The sequence below is a fragment of the Pelatocladus sp. genome (assembly GCF_059505505.1).
Genome location: NZ_JCACKS010000110.1, coordinates 1 through 7,610 on the forward strand (window position 1 = coordinate 1; position 7,610 = coordinate 7,610).

Below are 7,610 nucleotides of genomic sequence, written 5' to 3' on the forward strand. Positions count from 1 at the left end.
ATCCATAGAGAACATCAAAGCGTTTGTTGAATACGTTTCAACGTTGCTTATTAACGAGAACCCATTCACAACACATGGGAACCCATTGACAATTAAATCGCGGTTCTTAAGACCTCTTGCAAAAGTCGAATGAACCCCCCTCAATCCCCAGGGCTGTTTCATTCCCGATCAACAGGTAAAATAGCAAGGGGTTGAGGGGATAAAAATCATGGATGCTTCTCTGGTTGAACAATTGAACTGTTATATTAGCAGTTTGATTTGCACTGCTAAGGAATTTGCTCTCGGGATTCGCGGTCATTGGAGTATCGAAAATTGCCTTCACGCTTGTCAAAGATGTTGTTTTGAAGGAGGATAGTTCTACAATCCGTCTGGGCAACGCTCCTGCAAATCTTTCCATTATCAGAGCCATCGTACTCAACATACTTCGTCAAAATGGTTATACTTCCATCACAATTGCCCAAAGATTTATCTCTCATGATATTGACAAACTGCTTCATCTTGTGGAATGAAACAGCGCTGACCCTGCTAGGCTGAGGGTGGGGATGAATAGCGTAATGTTAAAATGCAAAAACCTGGTCAAAGGGGACCAGGTTATGCAAACTCTTTGGTGATCAAGTTGATGTTATCGTTCAGAGTTAAAAAAATAGATAGTTAAGGTGGACATCACTAACAGCAAACCCAGCATAATCTCGTTTTTCCGCTTAGGGATTTGGCTTCTCCTCAGTTAGGAAAATATGCCACATTATATTAATGTTATGCTGACAGTTTACTAGGGCTTCATGACGGGGGACACCAAGTCATTTGCCCAATTCAGTTTGGTTGTGCCTTATCTGGTGTCCTGTATTATTAATCTATCATCCTCAAAATTAGTCGCAAATCTCTTTTAACTGAAGTTAATTAGTCTTTAAGTTTCTCAATATGAAAATTCAAACAACAAACAACTACCAACAGTAACTATATTATTCCAATTCCTTTTTGAGTAAACTCTTCTACTGTTTTGTGTGATAACTCATGAGTTGTCATAGCCTGCAACATTGCCAATGGTAAAGTCAGATGGTGCGCTCCAGCTTGTAAAGATGCAGCTGCTTCTTGGGGTGATTTGATGCTAGCAGCTAAAATTTCAACCTTACTATCAGCAAGGATACTAGCCATATCTCGTACTAAAGCAATACCATCGCCCAACAAACGAGTAGCACGGTTGACGTAAGCGATCGCAATTTTTGCACCCGTCTCTTTTGCTACTGCTGCTTGAGAAGCACTATAAATTGCCGTCACTGAACAGGTAATCTGGGGTGATAATTGGGCTACTACCTCAAATCCTAATGGTGTGGCTGGTATCTTCAGTATTGTCTGTTCACCAATAATCTCAAAGGCCTTTTTTCCCTCTTGCACCATCCCATCAAAATTAGAGGCTGTTAATTGATAGAAAAGTGGGCCATTTGTCAAGGTGACTAATTTTTTGAGCGTTTCTTCTGGTGGGGTATCACTTTGAGCCAAGAGTGTGGGATTTGTGGTGATCCCCTTCACCCAACCCATGCGCTTGGCAATTTCCGCTTCCGATGCGATCGCCGAGTCTAAATATAATGCCATGAATTACACTCCTGCGCCCTTTTTTTGTAATTGCAATTCAATGCGATCGCCTGACTTGGGTTCTATCACCTGGGTGGAAAGATTATTTTTCGCCAATAACGTCCGAAATTCCTCAATGCTCCCCTTGGTTTGCAAGAAATTTGCCAAAAATCCCACAAACGTCACATCACCTCCTGCTGCTGTGGGTAGCATAACTTGGGGTTGCAACCATTGGGCTAATTCGAGAGCATTTTTACCACCCCTGATAAATGATCCAAATATGGGCAAAGTTAAGTCAACGAGTGGAGTTATGACAACATCAATGGGGGTTGCTGCTTTTAGCGACGGAGAATGATATCCGTGTGGTTCATAATAAATAGTCAAGTTGCTTGGCAACTCTTTGAGGATGTAACCATTTTCTACCAAAGTGGGGCCGATAGGTGAACCAGGAACTGCCTTGATTTCTACACTTGTATCTAAAGTAAAGGTTTCACCATGAGCAAGCACTGTTATTTGGGTGTAACCTAGCTGCTGTACAACTTTGGCAGCATTAGGAGAAGCTACGACTGGAATATTATGGTCAAGTTGTTTGAGTGTGGGTGGATGAGCATGATCTTCTAGCCCCTGAGACAGCAAAATTAAGTCAATCTTTTCTGGGATCGGACGATCTTGAGTTCGATAACCTTTGAAAAACCAATCTTGATTGCCAAAACTCAACTTATCTACCAACCAAGGATCAATCAGTATTCGTTTGTCTGCGATTTCAACCAGCCAACTGTTGCTGTCTAAATATGTTAATAGCATGATAATTACGTGGCTCTAATAAATTCATAGCTATATTTATTATGAATTAGACATCTGGTGAAAAAGAATGTAGAGACCGTAAATTTACGGTCTCTACAAAGATTGTGGGTAAAGCATAATTAATTTCACCAGATGTCTATTGTATGAACTACTTTCAGAAACTTAGGGTTTTGACTATTTGTCTAATATTATTTTATCAATCATATTTAATATATCCTCATCTCTAGTCATATCAAACTTCCTAGCAAAAATCTTTTTTGATTGTTTAATCTTTTCAAAATCCTTCCTAGTTAAAATCTTTGGATGATAGTCATTAATATTACTCCACTCTACATATCTCAAGTGTTCGTTAACTACTTTGTCTTTAAAAGGTGAATTTAAAATCAGTGTTTGAAAAAATATCTCATCTGTACAAAAAGTATAATTAAAGCGGTTAACAAACTTCCGATTCTGTTTAACAAAATCATTAATCCATTTTACACATTCTCCTGTTAAGCACCAAAATTGAGATCCTCCATAAAGAGGAAAATATTTGTCAAGCTTACGTTTTTTAAATAAAACTGGAATCAACAATGAATATAAGAAAGAGTTGAGAGGAGATTTAAATTTACGCTCTTCGGGAAGACACAAATATTCATCTTTCCAACGGATATGCCAATATTCTACTCTTCTAAAGCCACCACCTCTCCATTTACTGCAAGGTAGTGGGAAGTACTCTAAAAATTCTTTTCCTTTATTTGCTTCAAAAAAAAATTGTATCTGTTCATTTGATTTAATTAAATAATCTTGTCCTGATAAATTTACAATATGGTCAAAGTCATTACTTGCTTCGGCTATTAATTTTATTCCCTCAAGAGTCGCTCTTACGATATTAAAACTTCCCCACGCTGAATCGTATCTCTTAAGAAAATAAACATTCGGTAAATCCTGAAGTTGAGTAACTAATTGATGAAAAAACTGACTATCTGCTTTTTTATCAATATGTATAAAAAATGAAACATCATCTGTGTTTAGTCTGTTAATCAGACGCAATAATTGTTTTGGATATTTATGCGCTAATATTATGTATGCTATTTTCATCAGTAAACCACTTCAGTCATGAGATTTTAGATTATTGTAGCCTGCGTAGGCAGGTGTAATTTTCGTGTAGCTGTAGACGCGCGGCGTCTTCCCATAAGGGTATTTAACTTGTTCTACATTTGCCTTTTCAACATCTTCAGTCGGTTTATGTGTCTCAACCAAGATCACCAAAAGTGTGAAAGAACCCAAATATACTGATAATTATAGAAACTTTAGTTAATAAAAAAAATGCCTAAATTCGATGGTGCTAAGTGGAAAAAAGTATCTGTGAGCCTTCCCTTTGGTATTGGTTCGGCTGAATGGGAAGTTGACCCAACTGAACGACGGGCTGCATGGTCGCTGTATGTGGAACTTGTGACACGTATTGCTGTTCAGCCTTTGGATTCTAACGAAGGATTAATGCGTGAGGCTCTAAATTCTTTATACAGCCTTTTTGGCACGACACGGGAAATTCTCAAAGAAGCTGGGCCTGATGTTGGTGCATCTCACGATTCAGTCGGGGGAATTGCTATAGCAGTGTTGAATAATGGTTTACGCCCCGTCCTGGCAAAATGGCATCCAATATTACAAACATGGGAAGCCCAGCGTCCACCTCACCTGAGTCCGAAAGAGCATGAGCGCAATTGGTCTGAGGAAGCGAAATTGCGGGATGAGTTGGAATTGTTGAGAAGGGATTTAGAGCAGTATGCAGATGCGTTGGCGGTTATTGCGGGTGTGAAGGAGTAACAAAAGGAAGCTATAAATGATATCGTAACTAGCTAGCTTAATTTTCTTAGACTGTTTGCGAAGCCTTAAAAGCAGAAAATTCACATATAGAATTAAATGGGCAAAATCGACAGTGATAGCCAGGATTTGGCGGAAATATTTGGCTAAATTTCTGGCTTCCCCTTTGATATTTTTGCAAATCTTGTTGGTGTTTTTGAGCAATATTAGCCAATTCAAACTCCAGAAAATCTAATTCGCCTTTGGTAACACTTATCAATTCCGATTTTTTAGAAAATTCTAAATTATAAAAGGAAGCTATAGCTTTGTGTCTAGGATAAAGATAACGAGCTGCCAATAAGTAAACTAATGCCTGACGACGGTCAAAAGCAGATTTACCAGTTTTAAAATCTAAAATATGTAAATTGCCTGAAGATTCGATGAAAATACAGTCCATCGCCGCATACAAGCGGAAACAATAATGCTTTTGATCGATTAAAATTGGTTTGGGAAATCCTTCATCGCCACGGGTTAACAAGACTATACGTTTACCTGAAAGCAATGGCTCATTGTGGTATTTCTTCAAAATTTGCAGCACACGCTGTTGCACTTCATCAGGTGAATTGCTTAGTCTCAGTAGTTCGGCAACTTTTTCTACGCCGTCTGATTGATTTAATAAGTATCTGTGATGATGAAATTCGTAAACACCTTTTTGTGCTAATAAGCCTATACGTTGGGGTGGTGTAACTTTTGTTAAGAGTGCTTTAACTTGAGGTTCATGTTGGCGCGCTTTAATATATCCTCGTCTCATTTGACAGTGCCAACGTTGTTGCCCAGAAGCGGGGGCAACTAAAGACCAAAGATGATAACTGGCAAAAGGTCGCTCTGGAGTTGACATTACTTAGCAACTGTGAGACAAAGACGGGGCATAACATCAGCTACACAGGCTTCACTCATTTAGTAGCCAAGTAGCTAATCAAACTGCCATTTAAGTTATGGCAGATTTTGTTTGGACTGTAAAAATTGCTGAACGGTATTATGCGATCGTAATAAGTGACAATGCTACTTACTGAAATTCAGTTTAGAGCATTGATATTTACTACTAACAGCTAAAACCCAGCATCTGAGTATGGGATTAAATATATCCTTGATTTTGTTGTTATTGCCACTCTAGAAATTACTAATTACTATTGTGGCAAAGATCTAGGCTGTATCGGAGGCTTTGTTTACCAACATTTTTGCTAGCTACTCAGTATCCACCTTTTCATCTTTGACCCTAAACTAGACTAAATCCTAGTAGCTCCACATCTAACAGAACGGGGAAAATATTGGGAATACCTGGTTAAAAGCCTTGGTTAAAAGTAAAGTACGATGCAGTATATTGTACTTTTGGTCTACTTCTAGTGGTTGTGTAGATGAAGATTTGCAACACTAATCTTGACCTATACTTTACAAATAGTTAGATAAATTCTCGTTTAGAGATAAAAATATCTACATATAAAAAATAATTACCACTTCTCAAAACCTCAAAACCTAAAATAGGTGGAGAAAGTTGTGGCTATGGCAGCTTGTTATCAATCATCATGAAAACTCTTGCTACTCTACTGACAATAATGATTCTAGTTTTTTGGATAATGGCTGTTGCCCTTCTCTCAGTACAAAACGCCACGCCAGTATCTTTAAAATTTCTCAGCTTTCAATCAATTCAACTTCCAGTAGGCTTGTTACTAGCTTTGTGTGCAGCTGTAGGCATGATCAGTATGGGTTTGCTACAACCATTGTGGAGACTGACTGGTTCTGAGCAAAGTCATTCTACTGCACAAGATGATGCAGAATTTTTTGTAGATGAAGAAGATTTTTAATTTTTAATTCAGTTATCAGTTATCAGTTATCAGTGAGACTAGCGTCCTTTTTCGTGTAATGAATTAATAGCCATAGCACATTTTTGTGTTAATACTTCTAATTCTTCTCTATCAGTGGAAGTGGGTGCGGGTATCACTTCACCAATTCTTATTGTCACGGGAACTGCACGAGGGATAACGACACCTTTTTCTTCAATAGCCTGTGTTCCCCACAAACAAACAGGTAACAATGGTACTTGTGCTTTAGCGGCTATTAAAGCAGCGCCTCGTTTCGGATCTGTAATGCGTCCGTCAGGAGTGCGAGTACCTTGTAAAAAGACACCTACAGCCCATCCCTCATCAAGATATTTGAGGGCTGCACGAATAGCAGTGCGATCGCTTGTACCCCGGCTAACCGGATAAGCACCATATAATTCAATGGCTTGTTTTAAGACTGGGACTTTAAATAGTTCTTCTTTGGCCATATACGCCACAGGACGGCGCACACAGTTGGAAATAATTGGCGGATCATAATTACTGGCATGATTGCTTACTACCACCAAAGGCCCGCTCAAAGGGACATTTTCTGCACCATAAATTTTGCCTCGAAAGTAAACATTTAGCACGGGGCTAACAACAGACCACTTAAAGGCTTGGTAGAGTAATAGACTAGCTAAAGGTTCCCGGTTTTTGCCCACAGAAGATAATTGAAATCAGACAAAATTAAGGATAAGCGATCGCCACTACTTTTGTACAACTTCGCTCAATGCTTCATGAATTATCTCATCACTGACGCCACGACGCTTGAGACTCGCAACTAATGCACAAACAGTATCTCCATCCAAACGCTCTAAATCTGCTCGCAGCCCCTGACCGATGTAAGCACGAATTAAAGGTTGATAACCAGAAAAACCAAGTAATGGAGCGACTCGTTTTAGATCCTCTACTACATCTTCAGGAATTCGGATTGTAATAGTTGTCATGGGACGATTTCGGTCTAATCGTTTTTTCATGTCAATACGTTTTACTGACTCCATTTATCCCATGCAGTCCGCGCCACCTTTGCTATAACTTCTTCGCGTGCAGCATCGTCAGCCGTAGAATCTGAAACAAAAATCGCTATAGCCAAATGCTGGCTATTTGGTAACGTCACGAGTCCCACATCATTTGTTGCAGCCGTCACTCTGTTAACAGTGCCTGATGTGCCAGTCTTATGTGCTACAACCGTCCCATCAGGCAACATTCCTTTGATACGTCGTAAACCTGTGGATGTCTCTGTCATCAAGCGCAGTAACAACGCTTGGCTAGATTTTGAAAGCCCTCGCCCCTCGTCTAATGCACGTAACAAAACGACCATTGCTTCAGGTGTTGCCCAGTTGCGATACTGGACTGATTTGTCTTGTCCTATCTCTTTTTCTGTACTAACCACGATGACGCCATTTACACCAAGTTTACGCAAATACTTCGTGACAACTTCCGGCCCGCCAACAAGTTTTAACAGCACATCACAAGCTGTGCCATCGCTTTCGGACACCATATATTTCAATAGTTGAGTTAGACTTAGGGACTTCCAAAAAATAAATCATACAAAAAAACTTAAGAGAGGACATGGAA

10 protein-coding genes are annotated in these 7,610 nt (G+C 39.4%); 3 read left to right on the forward strand and 7 right to left on the reverse strand.

Annotated elements, in window-relative coordinates; all coding sequences use genetic code 11:
• Positions 1-275: 275 nt before the first annotated feature.
• A complete protein-coding gene (locus tag AC5JMK_RS10505; protein WP_096676494.1) occupies positions 276-509 on the forward strand; it encodes a hypothetical protein in 234 nt (77 codons plus the stop codon).
• A gap of 445 nt (positions 510-954) precedes the next feature.
• Here AC5JMK_RS10505 and AC5JMK_RS10510 read toward each other — a convergent pair whose 3' ends face one another.
• The 3 genes from AC5JMK_RS10510 to AC5JMK_RS10520 all read right to left on the reverse strand — a co-directional run bounded on the left by AC5JMK_RS10510 (position 955) and on the right by AC5JMK_RS10520 (position 3,453).
• Positions 955-1,590 carry a transaldolase family protein gene (locus AC5JMK_RS10510; RefSeq protein ID WP_096676495.1) on the reverse strand — a complete coding sequence of 212 codons (636 nt, stop codon included), beginning with the start codon at positions 1,588-1,590 and terminating at the stop codon, positions 955-957.
• 3 nt (positions 1,591-1,593) lie between these two features.
• Positions 1,594-2,373: an MBL fold metallo-hydrolase gene (locus AC5JMK_RS10515; RefSeq protein WP_096676496.1), complete on the reverse strand. Its 780-nt coding sequence runs from the start codon at positions 2,371-2,373 to the stop codon at positions 1,594-1,596.
• A 174-nt stretch (positions 2,374-2,547) separates the two neighbouring features.
• On the reverse strand, positions 2,548-3,453 hold the full coding sequence (locus tag AC5JMK_RS10520) for a beta-1,6-N-acetylglucosaminyltransferase (RefSeq protein WP_096676497.1): 906 nt from the start codon (positions 3,451-3,453) through the stop codon (positions 2,548-2,550).
• A gap of 228 nt (positions 3,454-3,681) precedes the next feature.
• Here AC5JMK_RS10520 and AC5JMK_RS10525 point away from each other — a divergent pair, with 228 nt between their 5' ends.
• Positions 3,682-4,179, forward strand: coding sequence for a hypothetical protein (locus AC5JMK_RS10525; RefSeq protein ID WP_096676498.1), 498 nt, complete (start codon positions 3,682-3,684; stop codon positions 4,177-4,179).
• Positions 4,180-4,225: 46 nt separating this feature from the next.
• On the opposite strand, the gene AC5JMK_RS10530 is transcribed toward AC5JMK_RS10525, so the two are convergent.
• Positions 4,226-5,053, reverse strand: coding sequence for a PD-(D/E)XK nuclease family protein (locus AC5JMK_RS10530; RefSeq protein WP_096676499.1), 828 nt, complete (start codon positions 5,051-5,053; stop codon positions 4,226-4,228).
• Positions 5,054-5,738: 685 nt separating this feature from the next.
• On the opposite strand from AC5JMK_RS10530, the gene AC5JMK_RS10535 reads away from it, so the two are divergent.
• A complete protein-coding gene (locus AC5JMK_RS10535) occupies positions 5,739-6,017 on the forward strand; it encodes a LapA family protein (protein WP_096676500.1) in 279 nt (92 codons plus the stop codon).
• 38 nt (positions 6,018-6,055) lie between these two features.
• Here AC5JMK_RS10535 and AC5JMK_RS10540 read toward each other — a convergent pair whose 3' ends face one another.
• Genes AC5JMK_RS10540 through AC5JMK_RS10550 form a run of 3 tightly spaced genes read right to left on the reverse strand, consistent with a single transcriptional unit; the run spans position 6,056 to position 7,575 of the window.
• Complete coding sequence (locus AC5JMK_RS10540; RefSeq protein ID WP_096676501.1) at positions 6,056-6,694, reverse strand: lysophospholipid acyltransferase family protein; 639 nt, start codon at positions 6,692-6,694, stop codon at positions 6,056-6,058.
• A gap of 45 nt (positions 6,695-6,739) precedes the next feature.
• Positions 6,740-7,009 (reverse strand): hypothetical protein, encoded by a 270-nt coding sequence (locus AC5JMK_RS10545; RefSeq protein ID WP_495910027.1) that lies wholly within the window; start codon positions 7,007-7,009, stop codon positions 6,740-6,742.
• 11 nt (positions 7,010-7,020) lie between these two features.
• Positions 7,021-7,575 carry a serine hydrolase gene (locus AC5JMK_RS10550; RefSeq protein ID WP_495910028.1) on the reverse strand — a complete coding sequence of 185 codons (555 nt, stop codon included), beginning with the start codon at positions 7,573-7,575 and terminating at the stop codon, positions 7,021-7,023.
• Positions 7,576-7,610: the final 35 nt, after the last annotated feature.